12 protein-coding genes are annotated in these 21,036 nt (G+C 71.8%); 6 read left to right on the plus strand and 6 right to left on the minus strand.

Going from position 1 to position 21,036, the window contains the following annotated elements; genetic code table 11:
• Both ABZ815_RS29970 and ABZ815_RS29975 read right to left on the minus strand, forming a co-directional pair.
• The coding region (locus ABZ815_RS29970; RefSeq protein ID WP_357703731.1) for a transposase domain-containing protein at positions 1 to 237 on the minus strand (237 nt) is incomplete at its 3' end.
• A 229-nt stretch (positions 238 to 466) separates the two neighbouring features.
• A protein-coding gene (locus ABZ815_RS29975) for an IS3 family transposase (RefSeq protein WP_357703733.1) occupies positions 467 to 1,692 on the minus strand; the annotation gives its coding sequence in 2 pieces (ribosomal slippage) (positions 467 to 1,380 and positions 1,380 to 1,692; 1,227 coding nt in all).
• A gap of 515 nt (positions 1,693 to 2,207) precedes the next feature.
• On the opposite strand from ABZ815_RS29975, the gene ABZ815_RS29980 reads away from it, so the two are divergent.
• From ABZ815_RS29980 to ABZ815_RS30000, 5 genes are all read left to right on the plus strand, one after another.
• Positions 2,208 to 2,336 carry a hypothetical protein gene (locus ABZ815_RS29980; RefSeq protein ID WP_357703735.1) on the plus strand — a complete coding sequence of 43 codons (129 nt, stop codon included), beginning with the start codon at positions 2,208 to 2,210 and terminating at the stop codon, positions 2,334 to 2,336.
• Between the two features lie 31 nt (positions 2,337 to 2,367).
• Positions 2,368 to 3,576: a hypothetical protein gene (locus ABZ815_RS29985; protein WP_357703737.1), complete on the plus strand. Its 1,209-nt coding sequence runs from the start codon at positions 2,368 to 2,370 to the stop codon at positions 3,574 to 3,576.
• A 907-nt stretch (positions 3,577 to 4,483) separates the two neighbouring features.
• Positions 4,484 to 7,360, plus strand: coding sequence for an AAA family ATPase (locus tag ABZ815_RS29990; protein WP_357703739.1), 2,877 nt, complete (start codon positions 4,484 to 4,486; stop codon positions 7,358 to 7,360).
• 172 nt (positions 7,361 to 7,532) lie between these two features.
• Positions 7,533 to 11,363, plus strand: a complete 3,831-nt coding sequence (locus tag ABZ815_RS29995; protein ID WP_357703741.1) for a S8 family serine peptidase — start codon at positions 7,533 to 7,535, stop codon at positions 11,361 to 11,363.
• Between the two features lie 253 nt (positions 11,364 to 11,616).
• Complete coding sequence (locus ABZ815_RS30000) at positions 11,617 to 14,295, plus strand: AAA family ATPase (protein WP_357703743.1); 2,679 nt, start codon at positions 11,617 to 11,619, stop codon at positions 14,293 to 14,295.
• Here ABZ815_RS30000 and ABZ815_RS30005 read toward each other — a convergent pair.
• Positions 14,292 to 16,691 carry an FtsX-like permease family protein gene (locus ABZ815_RS30005; RefSeq protein WP_357703745.1) on the minus strand — a complete coding sequence of 800 codons (2,400 nt, stop codon included), beginning with the start codon at positions 16,689 to 16,691 and terminating at the stop codon, positions 14,292 to 14,294. The genes ABZ815_RS30000 and ABZ815_RS30005 overlap by 4 nt on opposite strands.
• The gene (locus tag ABZ815_RS30010) at positions 16,685 to 17,416 is read right to left on the minus strand and encodes an ABC transporter ATP-binding protein (protein ID WP_352364994.1); all 732 of its coding nucleotides are present in this window, start codon (positions 17,414 to 17,416) and stop codon (positions 16,685 to 16,687) included. Before ABZ815_RS30010 ends, ABZ815_RS30005 begins: the two co-directional genes overlap by 7 nt.
• 166 nt (positions 17,417 to 17,582) lie before the next feature.
• Here ABZ815_RS30010 and ABZ815_RS30015 point away from each other — a divergent pair, with 166 nt between their 5' ends.
• Positions 17,583 to 18,203 (plus strand): hypothetical protein, encoded by a 621-nt coding sequence (locus ABZ815_RS30015; protein ID WP_357703747.1) that lies wholly within the window; start codon positions 17,583 to 17,585, stop codon positions 18,201 to 18,203.
• Positions 18,204 to 18,867: 664 nt separating this feature from the next.
• On the opposite strand, the gene ABZ815_RS30020 is transcribed toward ABZ815_RS30015, so the two are convergent.
• Positions 18,868 to 19,452 (minus strand): TetR family transcriptional regulator, encoded by a 585-nt coding sequence (locus ABZ815_RS30020; protein ID WP_357703749.1) that lies wholly within the window; start codon positions 19,450 to 19,452, stop codon positions 18,868 to 18,870.
• A gap of 26 nt (positions 19,453 to 19,478) precedes the next feature.
• Positions 19,479 to 21,005: an MFS transporter gene (locus ABZ815_RS30025; RefSeq protein ID WP_357703751.1), complete on the minus strand. Its 1,527-nt coding sequence runs from the start codon at positions 21,003 to 21,005 to the stop codon at positions 19,479 to 19,481.
• Positions 21,006 to 21,036: the final 31 nt, after the last annotated feature.

The following is a 21,036-nucleotide window of genomic DNA, read 5'->3' on the forward strand; positions in this document are numbered from 1 at the left end:
TGCTTTGGCGGTGGGCGTCACGACCGGCAGGGTGGCCAGCGAGGCCGTCAGCTTCTGCCAGACCAGCAGGTAGCCGACCTCGGGGAACAGGCACATCGCCAACAGGAAGTAGACCCCGACACGCGAGGGCAGAGCGCGCAGACGGCGTTGCACGTTGCAGGTCTCCTCAAGGACCGCGTCGACGAGCTCGAACGGTATGAGCGCGGTCAGCTCACCCAAATGCCCGGGAGCGAACAACCGCCCGGCTGCCGAGCGGGGCGAAGATCCCGTCTCGACAGCACGGGAAACAGCAGAGCTGGCATACTCGGCAATCAACGGAGATCCGGTTCTTCGACGGCTGGTTGTGGAAGATCACCGTTCTACTGGATCTCCGTTCCCACGTCCTGAGAACTCGCGCGTTTGACAACACCACGACGACCTTAACTACCTGGCCTTGGGGCTTCCCCCTCGAACGTGGACGCCGATTTCAGGCGGCAGACTTCAGGCTATCTGTCGTCTTCTCGTAGTCGATCGGACTGAGCTGGCCGAGGCGGGAGTGCCGCCGGACCGTGTTGTAGCGGGTGATCCAGCGAAAGACGGCCAGGCGGGCGGTGCGGGGGTCGGGCCAGTGGTGCGCGCCCTGCAGCGTCTCGCGTTTCAGACTGGCATTGAAGGACTCGGCCGCCGCGTTGTCGGCGCTGGTGCCGACCGCGCCGCGCGAGCGGATGACACCGAGCCGGCGGCAAGCCCGCGCGAACTCCCGCGAGCAGTACTGCGCCCCGTTGTCGGTGTGAAACACCGCGCCATCCAGGCCGCCGCCGCGGGTGTGCGCCGCGGCCTGCAGCGCGTCGACGACGAGCTCGATGCGCATGTGATCAGCGATCGACCAGCCTGCCAGCCGACGCGAACACAGATCCACGACCGTGGCCAGGTAGAGGAACCGGCCACCGCTGACGGGCAGGTAGGTGATGTCGCCGACGTAGCGGGTGTTGGGCCGCTCGGCGGTGAAGTCACGCTGGAGCAGGTCCGGCACCGGTGCCGCGTCCGGTTCCGGGATGGTGGTGCGGACCTTCTTCCGTAGCCGTAGCCCGGTGATGCCGTGCTCGCGCATCACCCGTTCCACCCGCTTGTGGTTGACCACGACCCCGGCCGCGCGCAGTTCAGCCGTCATCCGGGGCGAGCCGTAGGTGCCGTCATGCTCGACATGGATCCGCCGCACCTGCCCGGCCAGTTGCTCATCGGCCTGGCGGCGGGCCAGCCGCGCCGCGGCGCCCTTCAACCACCGGTAGAACCCCGAGCGTGACACCTGCAGCACCCGGCACAACCGCTTCACCCCGTAGAGCGCCTTGTGATCCTCAACAAACTGGAAGCGGTTCACCAGTTTGTCTCGTTCGCGAAAAGTTTGGCCGCCTTGCGCAGGATGTCCCGCTCTTGCTCCAGCTCCCGGATCCGCGCCTTGAGCTGCTTGTTCTCCTCTTCCAGCACGTCGTCCGAGGGTAGGTGCCCGGCCGAGGTGTCCTTGCCGGGTCCGACCCGGCTGGCCGCTCGTTGCCCGCTTTCACCCCGAGCCTGCGCGGCGCGTACCCACACCCGCAGCGTCTCACGGCTGACCCCGAGATCTCGCGCGATCGACGTGATCGTCCGGTCCGGCCTCGACAGTACCAACGCCACCGCGTCGGCCTTGAACTCGGGCGGGTAGTTCTTCATCACCATCAGGGACATCTCTTCCCCTGGACCTCAAGATCCAGTCTCCAAGGTGTCCACGCTCAAGGGGAAAGGCCCGTCATTGCCAGGGCCCTCGGCTTCCACGACAAACCCACCACCCGAGTCGCCGCTGACGCAGGCGGAACCTGGAACCGCCACGCCCCGAATGACCACTCACAGTGAACGAGATCAGCGTGACCGGCTCGAATACAGACCACTTGATCAACGACTTCTACCAGTCTCGACCCCGGTGGTGCCGCATCACCAGGGTCGGCAGATCCGGCTGGGCGACCCCGAGCACGCCCCCGCCCACGACCGCGCCCTGGCCGCGGGGCCCATGGCAGGGCCCCGGCTGTCCCGTCTGCCACCGTCCCCAAAGACGCCAAGGATCCGCTGAGCATCGGACTGCAGGCCCGCAGCCGCCTGCCGGCCGTAGCGCTGGACCGGGGACGTCCCCGTCTGGGCAAGCTGAGGAATCTCGCCGCCCGGCTGAAGGTGATCGGGTTGCCCGCGGAGGATTAGCCGTGACGCAGGAGCAGCACTCCGCACTTACGGTACTCGGCGGCGCTCAGGGCGGTCTCGTTGATGTCGGCGAGGGTGACCGCGGCGCCGGACTCGGCGAAGGCGCGGGCGGCTCGATCAAGGCCGTGTGAAGCTTGTCCATCGTGGGCGTAGGGTGGCCCGATGCCCGGATCCTTGCGTGCGGCCGTGCTGGCAGTAGTGTCGATCCTCCTCTGCGGCTGCTCGGCCACGCCGGCGGCGGCCCCACCGTCCCCGACCGCACTGGCCAAGCCGACATCCACCCCCATCTGTGACGGCCAGCTGCCGCCCACGGGGCCGGAGAAGACCGCCTACACCGATCACATCGATGACTGGCAGCTCACCAAGGCCGTCAAGGACGGGTTTCCCGACGACCTGGCGGTCAAGCGGGACGGGACGGTATGGGTGGTCGGCACGGCCGAGGTGCCGGTAAAGCCCCATCTGGACAAGGAGCAGGGGTGCCTGATCACGACCGACACCGAGCGCCGGGGGAAGGTGTGGCGGTACGACGCGGGTACGTGGCGTGTGGTCGCTCCGCCGCGGAGGTGCTCGGACCACCTGTCCAAGGTCGACGTGACCGAGGACGGCAGCCTGTGGGTGTACGGCAAGCGACTGGAGAAGGATGACCAGGTGTCCTGCGTGGCTCGATGGAACGGCAGCGGATGGGAGGCGCGGACCGTCCGAACGGAGGACCCGGCGGAGGAGACCAAGGCGCTGACCGTCAGCGGCACCGATCCGTGGTTCATCGACTCCCGGGGGAGAACCGTTCGGCTGACCAAGGGGAAGCTCTCCGCTCACACACCGGTGGCGGAGGCTGACGTGCTCGCGCGAGGGCAGGGAGGCGCGCTCTGGGCGGCGGGAGTCCAGGGTGCACATCGCATCCAGCTCGCACGATGGAATCGCGGGCGGTGGCAGCGCGTTCCCGACCTGGCGCTGCCCCATCCGAAGGGGGAGCCGAGGGCCTGGCTCGCCTGCGACAGCATGGTCGCGACCGGGCCTGATGACGTCTGGGTGGCCGCCTCCTGGACCTGGTACGCGAGCGACGAGTCGGAGCCCGGGCGGCAGGTCCTGGCCCATTGGAACGGCTCGGCCTGGTCATGGCACACGGGCAGGGTGGCACTGCCGGACAGAGAGGCCGACCTCGCCCCGGATGGGCAGGGTGGCGTCTGGCTCACCTCCCTCGACGACACCGCCCTCGAACACGTCACCGGCCGGCGTCACGAGCCGATCAAGCTACCCGATACGGAGGAGGATTTCGGGCTGGGCATGCGGCTGTCCCAGCGTCCCGGCACCCACGAGGTCTGGGTGCTGAGCCAGGGGAACCTCTGGGTCACTCGAAGGGACGCCGGCTAGCGAACGGCCTACTTGGCGGCCGAGGTTGCCCAGCGCCTGACCTTCGCCGTGCCGGTCGTCCAGCTCCGGGCGGCGTTCAGCGCGATGCCCGTGACAGTGAGCATGTCGCCGAGGTGTCGACGCCAGGCCCCATACACCTGGAAGCACTCCACCAGGGTGTGATGACGGCGCGGAGACGACCAGTCTGGTGGGCGTGTGGCGGCGACCAGGTTTGAGGCGTTCCGTGTCGAACCAAGCCGGCGCGGCAGCTCGGTCGACGAACACCTCGGGCGTCTCCTGGCCGGGAAGCGCCCGCAGCCAAGCGGGAGCCGCGTACGCCGCGGGTAGTACGCGAAAAGCCGGTCCAGCGCCACCTCCCGCCCATCGTCAAGGGGTCCCGGTAGCAATGGAGCAGAATCCAACGGTGTTGCTGCTGACCTGCGGGAACTCCTTGAGAAACACCATCGCGGGACGGCTGCCCCGGAGCCCGTCGATGCAGGCCAGGCGCATATCCGTTGGATCTTCCGCTCAGCGGGGCACGTGCTGACCACGGGCTTGTCAGCAGCCCTCCAGGACTCTCCCCGCCGGGAGGCGCATGGCCGGCGTCGCGGACTTGCCTTTGGTTGGAGTAGGTGCGTCCTGCACCCCGGCCCATGCCGTAGGCGTTCTGCGGCACGAACCTGACCGGGTCGGGCAGATGGAGGGCCCCATGGTCGGGGTGGGACAGCAGGGGCCCAGTGGTGGTTGTCGGGCAGGTCGCCCTTGCCGTCATGCGGGGCGGTGGTCGCGATCGCGTACACCTCGCCGCCCAGGAGCCGGCCAGGACGGACCGTGGCCACCCCCGTCGCGGCGGCCGAGCCCCATGGGGGTGGCCGCCAGGTAAGACAGACGTGACATTTCATGCGGGCGGCGCTTCAATGGCTCGATTATGGACGATGCCGAAATGGCGGTGGAGCGGGTGGTCTCGCCCGTCCTCGTCGGCCGGGACGCGGAGCTGCGGCGGCTGCGGGCGGCGGTGCGGCGTCCCCCGGCCGTCGTCATGATCGAGGGCGAGGCCGGCATCGGCAAGACGCGGCTGGTCAGCGAACTGGCCGCCGCGCTGCGTGACCGGCCGCCGCCCGTCGCCGAGCCGCCTGATCGGCCGCCGCTCGTCGGTGGGTGCCCGCAGATTCGGGAGCCGTTCCCGCTCGGGCCCGTCATCGAGGCGCTGCGCGGCGCGGCCGGGAGGTTGCCCGAGGGCGGCCTGTCGCCGGTGACCGGCGCGCTGCGCCCGCTGCTGCCCGAGCTCGCCGCCGTCCTCCCGGCCGAGCCCGGCCCGCTGGACGACCCCGCCGGGCTGCGGCATCGCGTGTTCCGCGGGCTCGCGGAGCTGCTCGCCGCGCTCGGCCGGGCCGTCCTGGTGCTGGAGGATCTGCACTGGGCCGACGAGCAGACGGTCGAGTTCCTCGGCTACCTGCTCGCCGACCCGCCGCCCGGGCTCGTCCTCGTGCTCACGTTCCGCGGGGAGGAGGCTGGTCCCGGGCTGCGGGCGCTCACCGCGCGGTTACGTCCTGAGCTCGCCCATGCCCACCTCGTGCTGGCCCCGCTGGACGCCGCCCGGACGAACGAGCTGACGGCCTCGATCCTGGGCACCGCGCAGGTGTCGGACGAGTTCGCCGCCTACCTGTGCGAGCGTACGTCGGGCCTGCCGTACGCCATCCAGGAGCTGGTCGCGCTGCTGCGGGCCCGCGGCGTCCTGGTCCAGCGCGGTACCAGGTGGGCGCGCAAGACGCTCGACGAGCTGGGCGTACCGGCCGGGGTGCGCGACTCCGTACTGGAACGGGTGCGCGGCCTGAGCGCGAACGCGCAGGCGGTGGCGGAGGCCGCGGCGGTGCTGCGGGTGGCCGTGCCGGTGCCCGATCTCGTGGCCACCTGCCGCGTACCGGAGCAGGACGCCCACGAGGGCCTGGACGAGCTCCTCGACCGCGGCCTGTTCGCCGAGCACGCCGGTACGGCGGGCTTCAGGCACGCGCTGGCCGTCCAGGCGGTGTACGGGAGCATCCCGCTGCCCAGACGCCAGGACCTGCACGTCCGCGCGGCCAAGGCGGTGGCGCGGCAAAATCCCACGCCGCTCGGCCAGATCGCCCACCACCACCGTCACGCCGGTCAGCACGACGCGTGGGTGGACGCCGCGGAGGAGGCGGCCGACCGGGCCGTGGCCCTCGCCAACGACGCGGAGGCCGAACGCCTGCTGGAGGCGGTCCTTCGGCACGCGCCCCTCGCCCCGGAACGCGAGGGCAGGCTGGCGGCGAAACTGGGCTGGGCGGGCGGTTACGCGCTGGGCGCCGACGAGCTCATCGGCCTGCTGCGCGCCGCCGCCGCCCGCCAGCCGCCCGGACCGGTGCGCGGCGAGCTGAACTACCTCATCGGGCTGAAGCTGGAGGCCGGGGGCGCCGCGCCGGAGCTCATCCGCGGGGCCATGATCGAGGCGGTCGCCGATCTCGCCGACCGCCCGGTGCTGGCCGCGTACGCGATGGTGGGCCTGGGCATGCCGAGAACGCCCGGTGTCCCGCTCGCCGAGCACCTGCGCTGGCTCGACCTGGCGCTCGAACGGCTGCCCGTGATCGCGGAGCCCGAGCGGCGCATCTCCGTGCTCGGCAAGGTCGCCATGGTGCTGACCCTCGTCGGCGACCCGCGCGGGGCGAGCCTGACCGGGCAGGTCGTGGCGCGGACCGGCGGCCGTCCGACGAACCGGTGGGAGGTGGTGGCCTACGACTCGATCGGTGAGGTCGCCTGCCTGGCCGGGCATCACGACACCGCGTACCGCCTGCTGGACGCCGCGCTGGCCGAGGCGGCCGAGCACGATGTCACCGGCCTGATCGAGTCCAGGTGCCGGTTGAACCTGGCGACTCTGGCGTACTGCCGGGGTTCCTGGGACGGCGTGGCGGACGAGCTCGAAGCGTTGCGGGTGCGTTTCGCCGACCTGCCCAGTTTCCGCCTCACCGCGGACACCGTGTCCGGCTGCCTGGCCCTCGCGCGCGGGCGGGCCGACGCCGCGCGGCTCGACGACCTGGTGCGCGCGAACCTGGAGACGGGCGCGGCCGACGTGCTCGCGCTGCCGGTGAGCGCGCTGCTGCGGCTGGCCGTCGCACAGGACCGGGCCGGGGAGGCCGTGGCGCGTACCGGCGAGGCGTTCTCGTTGTGGGCGGCCAAGGGGTTGTGGCCGGTGGGTGTTCGGGCGGTTCCCGCGCTGGTCGAAGCCCTGGTGGGGCTCGGCAGGGTCGAGGAGGCCGGGGAGCTGGTGTCACGTCTCGAAGGCGAGCTCGCCGCGCTGGACGCGCCGCTCGCGCGGGCGGCGCTCGGCCATGCGCGGGGCTTCCTGTCCGCCGACGCCGTGCGCTTCATGGACGCGGCGGCGTCGTACGAACGGCTGGGGGCGCCGTACGAGGCGGCGCAGGCGCGCGAGCACGCGGCCGGGCTGCTGCTCACCGCCGGTGACGAGCGGGGGGCGTCGATGCTGGAGGCCGCCCTGCACGCGTACGGCGGGCTCGGCGCCGCCTGGGATCTCGACCGGGCGGGCCGGCTGAGCAGGCGCTGGGGCCTGCCCGTACCGGCCCGGCATCGCGGCGGCCCGCGCGGTTACGGGTCCGCGCTCTCCCCCAGGGAGGACGCGGTGGCCAGGCTGGCCGCCACCGGCCTGACCAACAAGGAGATCGCCAAGGAGCTGTTCCTGTCGGCCAAGACCGTGGACAAGCACCTGGGGTCGGCCATGCGCAAGCTGGGCCTGCGCTCCCGCGCGGGGCTGGCGCACCGCCTCGACGCCTGACTATTGGGGTGTTTGCCCCATAGGTAGCCATCTGTCGCTCCTGTGACGCTAGGCGCATGCCCGAAGAGCCCGATCCGAAGGACGAGCAGGACACACCCGAGCCCGAGGCCGACCCCGAGGCCGAACTCGAAGAGGGCTGGGTCGACGCATGAGGAGAGAGGCAGAACCCCCGATGCCAACCACCAGAAGGCGGCCGTGGCCGCGCGTGTTAGCGGGCGCGGCCGTAACGGCACTGGCCGCGGGCCTGCTCACCCCGGCGACGGCCCTCGCCGCGCCCGACGAGGGCGACACCGGCGTCGTCACGCTCCCCGGCGCCGCCGGCGGCGAATGGAACCTCACCCTGATCACCGGCGACACCGTCCGCCTCGCCAGGGACGGCGACGGACGCTACACCGCGACCCCCGAGGCCGTCCGCCGCCCCGACGGTCACACCCCGTTGTTCCGCAGCGAGGCCGGCCCGGAGGGGATATTCGTGATCCCGGACGACGCCCAGCCCGCCCTCGACGCGGGTGTCCTGGACCTCAAGCTGTTCGACGTCCGCTACCTGGCCGAGAACGGCTACGCCGACGGCACGGCCGACCGCCTACCGCTGATCGTCCAGTACCAGGGCACCCAGAAGAGCACCGCCCGCGCCCTGCCCGACAGCACCGCCACCCGGTCGCTGCCGAGCATCCACGGCGCCGCGCTCACGGTCGACAAGGCGAAGGCGGACGAGTTCTGGGCCACCCTGCGCGACTCGGCCAATGGCAGGACGAAGCTGGCCGGCGGCGTCGGCAAGGTCTGGCTGGACGCCAAGGTCAAGGCGGACCTGGCCGAGAGCGTGCCGCTGATCGGCGCCCCCGAGGCGTGGAAGGCCGGCTTCGACGGCTCCGGCACGACGGTCGCCGTGCTGGACACCGGCGTCGACGCCACCCACCCCGACCTGGCCGGCCGGATCGCCGACAGCCGCAGCTTCGTCGAGGGCCAGGAGGTGACCGACCACCACGGCCACGGCACCCACGTCGCCGCGACCGTGGGGGGCTCGGGCTCGGGCGCGGACGGCACGCGCAAGGGCGTCGCCCCCGGCGCCAGGCTCGTCATCGGCAAGGTGCTGGGCGACTCGGGCTCGGGCGACACCTCCGACATCATCGCCGGCATGGAGTGGGCCGCCACCGAGGAGAAGGCGAAGATCGTCTCGATGAGCCTCGGCGGCAACCCCACCGACGGCACCGACCCGCTGTCCCAGTCCGTCAACGACCTGAGCGCCTCGACGGGCGCGCTGTTCGTGGTCGCCGCGGGCAACGACGGCCCCGGCAAGGAGACGATCGGCGCGCCCGGCGCCGCCGCGTCCGCGCTGACGGTCGCCGCCACCGACAAGTCCGACCGGCTCGCGAGCTTCTCCAGCCGCGGGCCGAGGGCCGTGGACGGCGCGCTCAAGCCGGACATCGCCGCCCCGGGCGTGGGCATCGTCGCCGCCCGCGCCGCCGGAACCTCGCTGGGCAGCCCGGTCGACGCCCTCTACACCAGCCTGAACGGCACCTCGATGGCGACCCCGCACGTCGCGGGCGCGGCCGCGCTGCTGGCCCAGGAACATCCGTCCTGGGACGGCCGGCGGCTCAAGGCGGCGCTGATGTCGACCGCCAAGGACGCCGGATACTCCGCCTACGAGCAGGGCGCCGGCCGCGTCGACGTGGCCAGGGCCGTCTCCCAGGCCGTCGTCTCCACCACGCCGAACCTGGACTACGGCGTCATCCCCGTAGACGTGAACGACACGGTGGACAAGACCGTCACCTACGCCAACGACGGCGCCGCCGAGGTGACGCTGACCCTCGCCGCCACCCTGGGCGAGGCCAAGGACGCGCTGACGTTCAGCGCCCCGTCGGTCACCGTCCCGGCGGGCGGCACCGCGTCCGTCACCGTCACCCTGCGCCCGGACGGCCTGCCCAAGGGCGGCTACACCGGCGCCGTGGTCGCCACAGGCCCGTCCGGTACGCACGTCACGACCCCGGTGGGGCTGCGCCGAGGGCCCAAGAAGGTGCCGCTGACCGTGCACCTCATCGACAGGTACGGCAACCCGCCCTCGCCGGTGGTGACCTGGGTGGACGCGAGCGCGGTCGACGTCCCCGACACCTACGGCGTCGGCTCGGGCGAGTTCGTCAGCGACGGCGTCTACCGCTACATGGTCGAGCCGGGCACCTACAGCGTCCAGGCCGGCGTCCAGCACAACACGACCGACAGCGGGCCTCCCCCGGTCGCCCAGCTGTACGACCCCGAGGTGGTCGTGCCTGAGGGAGGAGCCGAGATCACCCTCGACGCCCGCGAAGCCGTGCTGCTGCGCGTCCAGACGCCCAAGCCGATCGACTGGCGGCACGCCAGAGGCACCATCTCCTTCGTGCGCACGGCCTGGGACGGCACCTCGCTGTCGTCCGGGAACATGGGCGCCCTCGGCATGAACGACTGGTACATCAGCCCCACCAAGAAGGTCACCAAGGGGAAGCTGCTGTTCTCGGTGCAGGCCACGGCCGCCAACCCGCAACTGGCCGTGCGCGCCGTGTCCCCGCGGAAGTACGCGATCGACGCCAGAACCTATGAGTACTTCGACCGTGGGCTGAGCTTCGACCTCGGCTGGGACATCCCGTTCCCGGCCGGCACCCGCCGCTACGACCTCGCGTACGTCGGCGGCGGCGCGAACCCGAAGGGCGACCTGCGCGGCAAGCTCGCGCTGATGACGATCGACCCCGATGACACCTGCCTCATCGAACTCGAGCGTCTCCAGGCGCTGAAGGCCGCGGGCGCCGCCGGGGTCGTGCTCTTCGCCAACCGCGTGTCCCCCGGCTGCTCGATCCCCGCCCCGCCCAGCGGGGACGAAAAGCCGGAACTGCCGGTGATTCAGATCTTCAAGGCCGTCGGCGCCCAGCTCGCGGCCGGCCGGGTCACGCTGGAGATCACCAGCCACCCGATCATCGACTACACCTACCAGCTCCTGAAGTACGGGGACGGCAGGGTCCCCGACCCCGTCTACCGCTTCACCGACAGCGGCCTGCGGGCCGTGGACACCGCCTACCACACGCCGTTGAGCCTCGACAACCAGATGGAGATCTGGCACAGCCGCAAGCCGCTGGAGCGGGTCACGTTCTCGACGGCCTTCCACTTCGCCGCCCCCTCCAGGCGGATCGAGTACTTCAGCCTGTCCGGCGCGGACACGCTGCGCGAGGGGACCGTCAGCGGCACCGACACGAAGACCTGGGGACTGGAGACGACGATCGAGAAGCCCGGCAGGGAGACCAGGCGTTGGGGCACCGGCCCGGCCACCCCGGGCGGCATGGTGATCCCGGAGGTCCCCGGCGTCGAGGAGAAGGTGTTGTGCGCGATGTGCCGGCGCGGCGACACGTTCCTGCCCGCCTACACCTTCGTGACCGGCGACGGGCGGCTGGCCATGACCGGCGGCAGCGTCAACACCAACGCGAAGCTGTTCAGGGACGGCAAGGAGATCCCGCGCGTCGCCGGCGCCGCGTTCCCGATGTTCACGCTGACCAAGGAGGAGGGCGTCTACCGGCTCGAACAGAGCGGCCCGGGCTCCGTCAACGCCTGGACCTTCCACTCCAGGGCCCGCGACGAGGACACCGTCCCGCCCACGACCGCCTGCCACCCGACCATGGGCTCGTCCGGTTCGTGCAACCCGCAGCCGCTGGTGTTCGTCGGCTACGACCTGCGTGACACCCAGGCCCTGGACACCTCCGTACGGGCCGGTGGCCGGCACACGTTCCAGATCGACGTGACCCATTCCCCGTCGGCCGAGCGGATGCCGGCCGTCGCGGGGCTGAAGCTGGCCTACAGCACCGACGATGGCCAGACCTGGAAGGACGCCAAGGTCCGCCGGGTGGGTACCGGCATCTACACCACCACACTCACCTACCCCGCCCTCGCGGATACGAAGGGCGCCGTAACCCTCAAGGCCGAAGCCTGGGACACCGAAGGCAACAAGGTCGAACAGACCACCACCCGCGCCTTCCCCCTGCGCTGACCCCTGGACCCGAATCCGTGCCCGCCACCCACCCAGGGCGGCGGGCACCTGCCTGACCGCCGCCGACACGATCTGTAGTCATACGCCGCAGGCCATCGCATCTCGTACCGGAGCGGCGGGTGACGCGGGTGGAGGGTCGGGATGCCGGCGTCGGCCGGTCCTGCGGATCAGCCGACGCCGCACCATCTCCACCCTGGCGATATGCGCATATACCGCGACAAGCTTCTCGGTAGTCGTCCGTTACAGTCTTTCCATGCTGCGGGGGCGGGATGACGATCAGCGTGCTGTCGACGAGGTACTTGAGGGCGCGCGGGCTGGGCGAAGTGGCGTTCTCGTCATCTATGGAGACCCGGGGATCGGTAAGACCGCGCTGCTCTCCTACGTGACGGGCCGGGCCGCCGACGCGCGGGTCCTGCGGTGCGCCGGGGTGGAGACCGAGGCCGAGTTGCCGTTCGCTGCCCTGCACCAGCTCCTGCGTCCCGCTCTGGCGCGGGTGGACTCCCTGCCCGAGCCGCAGGCGGCGGCCCTGCGCGGGGCGCTGGGTCTTGGCGCGGGCAGGGGTGAGGACCGCTTCGTGATCGGCCTGGCCACGCTCTCGCTGCTGTCGGAGCTCGCCGAGGAGGGCCCGCTGGTCTGCCTGGTGGACGACGCCCACTGGCTGGATCGGGCGTCCGTCGACGCGTTGCTGTTCGCGGCCAGGCGGCTGGACGCCGAGGGCATCGCGTTCATCTTCGCTTCGCGCGACGGCTTCCGCGCGCCCGGCCTGCCGGAACGGCGCCTGCGGCCGTTGGCCCCTGAGGCTGCCGCCGCGCTTCTGCGCGACTGCGACCCTGACCTGGCCGACGCGGTGAGGGCCAGGGTTCTCGCGGAGAGCGGCGGCAACCCGCTCGCGTTGATCGAGCTGCCCCGCACCGGGGACCGGCTCGCGCCCGCGCCTCTGCCGCGCCGCATCCAGGAAACCTACGGGGCCCGTATCGACGCGCTGCCGCGCCGGACGCGGCTGATGATCCTGGTCGCCGCGGTCGAGGGCACAGGGGACCTGGGTGTCGTCCTGCGCGGAGCCGAGTCGCTGGGCATCGGCCCGGAGGCGTTCGGCGCCGCCGAAGGTCTGGTCGAGGTCGATGGCGGCACGGTGACCTTCGCGCACCCGCTGATGCGGGCCGCCGCCCTCCACGTGGGCCTCCTGGACGAGCGCCTCGCCGTGCATCGCGCGCTGGCCGAGGTGCTGCATGACCAGGAGGACCGGCGGGCCTGGCATCTGGCCGCGGCGGCGCTCGGCCCCGACGAGCACGCGGCGGCCGCGCTGGAACGTACCGCGGAACGGGCCAGGGAACGGCAGGGGCACGCGGCCGCCGCCGCCGCGCTCGAACGGGCCGCGGAGCTGACCGCCGACCGCGTTCAGCTCGCCAGGCGGCTCACCGAGGCCGCCGTGGCCGCGGCGGACGCCGGTTCGCCCGAGCGGGCCCAGGAGCTGGCCGAACGCGCCGCTCCCCTGATCGACGCCCCTCGTCCCGCCGCTCGGCTGGCCGGGCTGCGCGCCAGGATCGCCTTCGAGCGCGGAGCCGTCCACACCGCGCACGACCAGCTCCTGGCGGGGGCCGTGCGCATCGCCGAACTGGATCCGGGCGCGGCCGGGCTCATGCTGGTGGACGCGGCACGCAACGCCTCGCAGCTCGGCGACCCCGCGCTGCTCGTAGAGGCGTCGAACCGGTTGCACGAGCTCCGTCTGGGCCCGGAGCACGGGCTGGACTCCGCCGTGGCGGCCGTCGCCGCCCGCGCGGAGTCGCTCATCGCGGGCCCGGCCAGGGCCCTGCCCGCCATGCGGCCGCTGGTGACCGACGCGCGCCGCATCGAACGCGGCTCGTACGGCCTGCGTCTCAACGCCGCGTTCGTCGCGGGGCTCGTCGGCGACTTCCCCGCGCAGCAGGAGATCTGCGCCGCCCTCGTCGAGGAGTGCCGCTCGCTGGGGACGACCGGGTGGTTGCCGATCGCGTACGCGACGCTGGCCTCCGCCGAGCTGCACCTGAACAGGTTTCGCAGCGCCATGTCCGATGCTGAGGAGGGGTTGCGGATCGCGCTGGACAGCGGCCAGCCCCACCGGACCGGCTATCTGGAGGGTGTCCTGGCCTGGCTGGCCGCCGTGCAGGGCGACGACGCGCGGTGTGCGGAGTTGGCCGTCCGGTGCCGGAATCAGTTCGCGCTGACCGGGATCGTGCACGGAATGGCCTGGGGTGAGTGGGCGCTGGCCATGCTCGACCTGAGCCGCGGCCGGCACGCGCTGGTGCTCGACCGGCTGGAGGAGGCTCAGGCCGGGCCGGTACGCCACCAGAACCAGGCCGTCTACTTCGCCGCCGACCAGGTGGAGGCCGCTGTGCGGGCCGGTGAGCCCGGACGGGCGGCGGAACCGCTGGCCCGGTTCGCCGAGTGGGCGGCCGCCGCCAGGATGGATTGGGCCGATGCCGTGCTGGCGCGCTGCAGGGCCCTGATGTCGGGGCAGGAGCAGCACTTCGTCACGGCCCTGCGGCTGCACGGGCCGCGCGAACGTCCTATGGAGCGGGCCAGGACGGAGCTGCTCTACGGCGAGTGGCTGCGCCGCGAGCGCCGCAACAGGGATGCCCGCACGCACCTGCGGGCCGCGGTGGAGATCTTCCAGCGGCTGGGCGCGCAGCCGTGGGCCGAGCGGGCGGCCGGGGAGCTGCGCGCGGCCGGCGACAGCGGCGCCGTGTCCGTTCCCGCCGACAGGCGCGGCGACCTGTCGCCCCAGGAGCTGCAGATCGTCCGGCTGGCCGTGACGGGGCTGACCAACAGGGAGATCGGTGCTCGCCTGTTCATCAGCCCCAAGACCGTCAGCTACCACCTCTATCGCGCCTTTCCCAAGCTGGGCGTCTCCTCCAGGGTGGAGCTGGCCCGACTCGGCCTCGGTGAGAACTAGCGAGGGCGTCGCAGGGCGGGCACGATCGAGGCGAGTACGCCGAGGAACGCACATCCTCCGGCCACAGCGGCGACCGAGGACCACGGCAGGCTGATCGAGATCGGCCCCGCGAGCTGCACCAGGGAAGCCCACAGTCCGGCGAGGCTGACCGCCGCCACACCCGCGGCCAGGACGACGCCGATGGCGACGACCAGCAGAGCCTCGCCCGCGGCGTAGCGCAGCACCTGGTCGTGGGTCGCGCCGAGCAGGCGCAGCGTGCCACGCTCGGCCTTGCGGCCGGAGGCCGCCATCAGCAGCGTGTTGACCAGCGCGATCGCAGCATAGGCCAGGATGATGCCGAGGACGACGAGCAGCCCGAGCCTGCTGGCCGAGCCACGCCGATCCCTGGTCTCCGCCACCCAGCTCGCCTTGGTGACGGCTCGCGCGTTGTGTCCGGAGACGGCGCGCTCCAATGCCGCCCGGACGGCGGCCGGTGACGTTCCCGGACGGAGCTTGAGGTAGGCGGCGGCCGTCGGCGCGGAGCGGGCCTGCGCTCGGGTGATGTAGGAATCGGCCGGTGCGTCGGCGCCGAGCAGTCCGACGACCTTGAGTGAGGCTTTGCTGCCGTCCGCGCGCCACACCCTCGCGGTCGCACCGAGCCTCATCTGCCAGGTCTCGGAGACGATGATGCCGTCATCGTCCAGATCGGCGAACGACCCCGCCGTCAGCGCCACATCCAGTACGGCGGGCAGCCGGGCCGGGTCGACGGCCTCGGCCGGGCGTTGGATGAGCACGGCGTCGCCTTCGAGGGTGTAGAGGCTGGTCGGCGCCGTGACCGCGACCTCCACGCCGGGAAGTGCGCGCAGGCGTTCGACGAGCTTGCGGTCCAGTCCTGCGCCACCGGTGGGGAGAACCAGGTAGTCGGCGCGCACCGGAGCCGCCTGCGCCGCGGCCTTGGCGGTGTCGGTCATCGCGGCGCCGCCGAGCAACGCGGCGGCCAGGCCGACGGCGATGAGCACGGGAGCGGCGACCGCGGCGGTCTGCCGGGCGGAGGCGACGGCGGCGGCGGGCACCAGGGTTCCGCCCGCGCCGCGCAGGTGGTCCATCGGGGCGGCCAGGAGCCGGGTGACCGGCCGCACCAGGGCGGGGGCGAGTATCCCCGCACCGGCGACCAGCAGCATCACGATCGGCATGAACGACTTGTTGTTCGTCGCTCCTGCCGGGTCACCGATGGCGGTCACAGCCATGCTGACCAGCGCCGTCCCGACGACGGCCGCGCCCATCACCCAGCGGCCCCACGTCATCGCTCGCGGCTCGACGGCCACCTCGCGCATGGCCTCGGCCGGACGCACCCGCCCCGCCCGCCCGGCCGCGAGCGCCACCCCGGAAAGTGCGACCACCACGCCGGTCGTGAAGGCCACGACGGACGGCCAGGTGTCGGTGCTCGGCACCAGCCAGCTCGGTGCCATCCCCAGCCCGACCAGCCAGTCCAGGATCGGACCTGCCAGGAAGGGGCCGATGACGGCGCCGGTCGCCGCCGCGATCACAGCGACGATTCCGGCCTCGCCGTACAGCATCCTGCGTACCTGACCCGCGGTGGCGCCGACGGTGCGCAGCAGCGCGAACTCGCGCCGGCGCTGCACGACCGCGAAGGCGAACGTCGAGGACACCACGAAGATCGCGATGAACACGGCGAACCCGGCGGCGATGCCGACAATCGTGCCGGCGTTGTTCCTCGCCTGCTCGTCGCTGTCCCTGGTGGGGTCGAGGAGAGCTCGATCCTGCCCGGTCAGCACCCTGGCGGTGCTCCCGACCGCGGCGCGCACCTCCTGCGGCGGGAGCCACAGCGCCAGCGCGTCGATCCGCGACGAGAGCCTGGCCGCCTCCGCGTCGCTGAAGAACACGGTGCCCGGCGCGGTCGTCACCCCCACGACTGTGTACGGTTTCGCGCCCTGGGCCGTCACCACCCGCACCAGGTCGCCGACCCGGGCTCCCCCACTCACGACGATTTCCCGTGGCCCCGCCGGCGCGCCGCCTTCGACAAGCCTCTGGGGCGCGGTGCGTGAGGCGGACCAGGGACGCCCGACGGCGGCGGGGCCACCGGCGAGCTGCGCGGCGAAAACCCGGTCGGCGACCGCGTCGGGGAAGCGTCCGGCCAGGCTCGCCGGCAGTCCGCGCGGCTCGGCCAGCGGGGCGCTGGTCTCGCCCAGATGGCCCTCGACTCTCAGCCGGTCGTCGGGCGCCACCACCACGGGGGCCGAGGCATAGCGCTGCGGCCCCCTTTCCGGCGAGCCGACCGTAGTGGCAAGGACCTGCCCCATCGCGGCCATCAGCGCCGCGCCGAGCGCCAAGGCCAGGAACGTGCCGGCGAAGGACACCATGCGGGTACGCAGGGTGCTGAAGGCAATGGTCAGCATGCTTCCTCCAGCAGGAGCATCCGGGCGGCCACGACCTCGGCAGTGGGGTCGGGGAGCTCTCCGCAGATCCTGCCGTCGGCCAGGAACAGCACTCGGTCGGCGTACGCGGCGGCCACGGGGTCGTGGGTCACCATCACGATCGTCTGCGCGTGCAGGTCGACCAGGCCGCGCAGCAGGCGCAGCACGTCCCTGCTGGTGTTGGTGTCCAGGGCGCCGGTCGGCTCGTCCGCGAACAGCACGGCCGGCCTGGTCACCAGCGCCCGCGCGACGGCCACCCGCTGTTGCTGCCCGCCGGACAGTTCGGCGGGGCGGTGTCCCGCGCGGTCGGCGAGCCCGACCGCGTCCAGGCTGTGCCTGACCAACTCAGGGTCGGGACGACGGCCGGTCAGCCGCAGCGGCAACGCCACGTTCTGGGCGGCGGTGAGCGACGGCAGCAGGTTGAACGACTGGAAGACGAACCCGATCCGGTCGCGGCGCAGCAGGGTCAGCTTCCGCTCGCTCATCTTCGTCAGGTCCCTGCCGTCCACCATGACCTGGCCCGAGGTGGGTCTGTCCAGCCCGGCCGCGCACTGCAGCAAGGTCGACTTCCCTGAGCCGGACGGGCCCATCACGGCGGTGAAAGTGGCCTGGCGGAAGCCGACGCTCACGTCGTTGAGTGCGACGACACCGTGTGCGTAGTGTCTGCTCACCGACGTCAGCTCGACGGAGGTCTCAAGGCGTTCCATCAGTTTCACAGCGGTCCTGTCCGTTCCCATCAGCAGCGATATCTGTCCCGAACGATAGAGAGGCCGGTCATCCCTCCGGTATCGGACAAGTGACTAGGAACTGCTCCGCCACGGACTAGACGGTCACCCGATTCCGGCCGCGCGCCGGCGTTCGTAGTGTTCCCTCATGACTTCCCCCTACCGCTTCGCCTTCCTCGCAGCACCGCTGCTCACCTTCACCTACGGCGTGATCCGGATCCTCGACGGCCTGGACGGCACCAGAGGGCCCGGCCCGGCATGGACCACCGGCCACCTGGCCTTCATCGCCGCAATGGCGATGTTCGTCTCCGTCTTCGTCCAGCTACGAAGACTGGCGGGCGGAAACCTGCTGTCCACTGTGATCATGTGGGTGGCCATCACCGGCGCTCTGGCGCTGACAGGGCAGTTCACCGTCGACATCGTGGCGGGATTCGCGGCCGACGATCACTATGCCATGAGCATGATCACCAAAGAGGTCCACAGCATTCCCGTGATCTCGCTGGCCATCTACGACGTCGGCCCCTACCTGTTCTACCTCGGCCAGCTCGCGCTCATCATCCAGCTCGCCGTCATGCGCCGCGTCAAGGTGTGGACGCCGGTCCTGGTGATGACGGACCTGATGATGCCGTTCATCGACAAGGATCTGATCCCCCTCGGCGCCATCGTGCTGTTCATCTCCTTCGCGCCCCTGGCCCGCCGTCCTCGGAACAGCGCCCTGCTGCCGCCTTCGTCCCCGCTGCGTGATTCCCCCGGGTTCATCGCGGCTTGACCGTCCCCCCAGGCCGGTCCTGGCGACCAAGTACCCCGTCACCGTCGACTCCGCGCTCACCATGTCACTCGACGGCGACGTCGATGTGGCCAACGACGGCACTGTGGGCGACCCCAGCAGGGAACTCCTCACAGAGGGATCGATCTTCGGTCTCCTTGACAGGACATACCTAAATTCAACGTCAATGCCTTTATTAGGCAGAACGTCCCCGGCGTGGGTGCTTCTCTGGACAGCCGCCGCTGTTGGGCTCGGGAAGCAGAGGCGTGATGAGGTCCCCTTGGGCGTCGGTCAGGTCTGAGGGGTAGCGCTGCGCCCAAACACGCTCCAACTCTGTCGGGGCTCCCGTGAGGCCGACGGCTACGCCGAGCGCGTCCGCGAAGCCAAACGGCGGCGCCCTCACCGACGTGATCCTCGACGCCGTCGGCGGCCCTGTTTTCGAGGCGGCCCCGCACGCGCCGGCCCCCTTCGTCCGCCTGATCTCCTACGGCACCTCCGGCGGGATCGACGCCGCCCCATCGACCCCAGGATCCTGGGCGAGCGCAACATCGCCGTCGGCGGCTACTGGCTGGGCGCCCACCTGGACGCGGCGGCGGCCAGACTGGCCGACAGCGGCATCCACCCGTGTGACGAGGTCGCGATGAGGCATCCCTCCTCGGCCACCGGCTCAGTTGCGGACGGCTCGTTGCAGGACGGCTTGGATGTGATCCGGGTCGGCGGGAACGTTGTCGAGGAGGATCGCCGTGCACAGCCCGTCGGAGGCCGCGACGAGGGCGGCGATGGCCGCGGGGTCGTCGGTCAGCGTGGTGGCGAGTTCGGCGATGTTCTGCCGCCAGCGTCGTGCCACGGGTCGCAGTGCGGGGCGGCGGGCGGCCAGGGTCGCCAGCTCGCGTTCGGCCAGGGCGCGTTCACGTCCGGAGCCGGCGGACTCGGCGATGAGGTGGGCCAGGCCGCTGAGCTTGTCGCCGGGCTTGTCGATGATGTCGCGGATGCGGGCGGTGTAGGCGTCGGCGACCGTCGTGAGGGCGGCGACGAGCAGGTCGTCGAGGGTCGCGAAGTAGTAGGTGCTCAGGGACGTCGTGGTGCCGGCCTGCTTGGCGACCGTGCGGTGGGTGACGCCGGCCGCGCCGTCGCGGGTGACCACGGCAAGGGTGGCCTCGATGATCTCCGCGCGCCGTTTCTCGCCGCGCGCGCGGCGTCCGTCGACGTGCTCGCTGTCGTCGGCGGTGTCGTCCTTGCTGCTCCTCGGCACGACGCCCAGGATAGTCGGACCGTCGTTCAACCGTCGGTGTCACGGTTCTGCGTCTCCCCGAGCGAGGGCACGTGACGCAGCATCCAGAAGCACAGCGCCGTGGCGGCGGCGATGGCGACCCCCGCGACCAGGGAAGCGACATTGAGCCCGCTGGCGAAGGCCCGCTGCGCCGCCTCGACGGTCCCGGGCGGAAGGCTGCCGGTGATCGCCATGGTCGCGTTCAGGCTGTCGGCGAGGGCGCCGGAGCTCTCCGGCGTCAGACCTTCGGGCACCGTCACCTGGGTGCGGTAGACGGCGGTGGTGAGGCTGCCGAGCAGGGCGACGCCGATGGCGATGCCGAGCTCCTGGACCGTCTCGGAGATCGACGCCGCCGACCCGGACCGTGCTGCCGGCACCGCGCCCACCACCATGTCGGTGCCCAGGGCGGCGAGGGCGCCCAGCCCGAGATAGACGAACGTGAAGCCGGCCGCCACGGACACCTCGTCGTCGAGTCCCGCGGTGGCGAGCAGCGCGTAGCCGGCGAGGGACGCCCCGAGGGCGGCGCCCATGACCGAGCCGGGGCGGAAGCGCCGGGCGACCAGAGGAGCGCCGATGGCGGCGGCGACCATCGCCAGCGCCGGCGGCCCCATCCAGAGCCCCGCCTCGAAGGGTGTGAGCCCCTCGACGAGCTGGAGGTACTGCGTGACCAGGTACATCGAGCCCCCGACTCCGACCAGGCCGATGAGCAGCACGCCCAGGGCCACGACGAAGGCCCGGTTGCCGAACAGTGCCACGTCCAGCAGCGGATCGGGGAGGCGGCGTTGGCGGCGTACGAACACGATCGCGGCCAGAACGCCCGCCACGGCACAGACGAGGGCCGGGCCGCCGGAACCGTCGGAGGCGATGTGCTTGACGGCGTAGATGACCGGCAGGATCGCCGCCAGCGACAGGCCCACGCTGACCGGGTCGAGCCTTCCGCTGGACGGGGCCGCGTACTCGGGGAGCAGGGCGCGTGCCCCGGCCAGGACGACGAGGGCGACGGGCACCGCCGCCAGGAACGGCGCTCCCCACCAGAAGGAGTCCACCAGGGCTCCGCCCACGATCGGCCCGGCGGCCATGCCGAGCGCGAACATCGTGGCCCACACCCCGATCGCGACCGCGCGCTGACGCGCGTCGGGGAACAGGTTCGAGATCAGCGACAGCGTGGAGGGCATGAGCGTCGCCCCGGCCACCCCCAGCAGGGCTCGCGCGAGGATCAGCAGCTCGGCCGTGGGGGCGAAGGCGGCGAACACCGAGACCGCGGCGAAGGCGATCATCCCGGCCTTCAGCAACCGGCGCCGCCCGATCCGGTCACCCAGCGTGCCCATGGTGATGAGGAACCCGGCGACGAGGAACCCGTAAGCGTCCATGATCCACAGCAGTTGGGTGGCCGACGGTGACAGGTCGGCCGCCATGCTCGGCGCCACCAGGTACAGGACGGTCACGTCCAGCCCCAGCAGCACCGTCGGCATGGCCAGCAGTCCGAGGCCGGCCCACTGGCGCGTCCCTGCCCGCGTGAACTGTTGCCGCGTCATCACGTCCCCTTCGCTCTCATCATGTTGAACG

The organism is Nonomuraea sp. NPDC047529, assembly GCF_040642995.1.
In the GTDB taxonomy this organism is placed as follows: Bacteria; Actinomycetota; Actinomycetes; order Streptosporangiales; family Streptosporangiaceae; genus Nonomuraea.

Bases quoted from the DNA above. Each gene is read 5' to 3' on its own strand.
- ABZ815_RS29985 (WP_357703737.1), top strand. From the start codon at position 2,368: ATGCCCGGATCCTTGCGTGCGGCCGTGCTGGCAGTAGTGTCGATCCTC.
- ABZ815_RS29990 (WP_357703739.1), top strand. From the start codon at position 4,484: ATGGACGATGCCGAAATGGCGGTGGAGCGGGTGGTCTCGCCCGTCCTC.
- ABZ815_RS29995 (WP_357703741.1), top strand. From the start codon at position 7,533: ATGCCAACCACCAGAAGGCGGCCGTGGCCGCGCGTGTTAGCGGGCGCG.
- ABZ815_RS30000 (WP_357703743.1), top strand. From the start codon at position 11,617: ATGCTGCGGGGGCGGGATGACGATCAGCGTGCTGTCGACGAGGTACTT.
- ABZ815_RS30005 (WP_357703745.1), bottom strand. From the start codon at position 16,691: ATGCTGACCATTGCCTTCAGCACCCTGCGTACCCGCATGGTGTCCTTC.
- ABZ815_RS30010 (WP_352364994.1), bottom strand. From the start codon at position 17,416: ATGGAACGCCTTGAGACCTCCGTCGAGCTGACGTCGGTGAGCAGACAC.
- ABZ815_RS30015 (WP_357703747.1), top strand. From the start codon at position 17,583: ATGACTTCCCCCTACCGCTTCGCCTTCCTCGCAGCACCGCTGCTCACC.
- ABZ815_RS30025 (WP_357703751.1), bottom strand. From the start codon at position 21,005: ATGACGCGGCAACAGTTCACGCGGGCAGGGACGCGCCAGTGGGCCGGC.